The 437-nt window shown below is 72.5% G+C and carries 1 protein-coding gene; it reads right to left on the bottom strand.

The features are described 5' to 3' along the window. The coding region (locus RM812_RS42445; protein WP_311586385.1) for an ABC transporter transmembrane domain-containing protein at window positions 1–437 on the bottom strand (437 nt) is incomplete at both ends.

Below are 437 nucleotides of genomic sequence, written 5' to 3'. Positions count from 1 at the left end.
GATGGCGCGCAGGGCGCCCTCCAGTACGCCGCCGAGCCGTCCGATCGCGGCCTGCGCCTCCCGCTGGACCGCCGCGAGCGGGCGCATGACCAGGCCGATCGCACCGGCGATCACGACGATCGTGATGAGCATGACCAGCAGCAGGACCCAGTCCAGGGTGGCCATCAGCACCAGGGAGCCGGTGACCAGGACCATCGAGCTGAAGAACTCCAGCGCGGTGGAGGAGGCGGCCTCCCGCAGCAGCAGGGTGTCGGAGGTGACCCGGGTGACCAGCTCGCCGGGGGAGCGGCGGCCGAGGCCCCCGACGGGGACGTGCAGCAGCCGCTTCACCATGCCGACGCGGGCGTCGAGCACGACCTGCTCGGCCAGCCGGCCGAGCATGATCAGCCTGATCCAGCCCACCCCCGAGCCGATGACCAGCAGCCCGACCAGGAGCC

It is taken from the genome of Streptomyces lancefieldiae (assembly GCF_031845825.1).
GTDB lineage: Bacteria > Actinomycetota > Actinomycetes > Streptomycetales > Streptomycetaceae > Streptomyces > Streptomyces lancefieldiae.
This window is presented reverse-complemented; position numbering and strand designations above follow the sequence as displayed.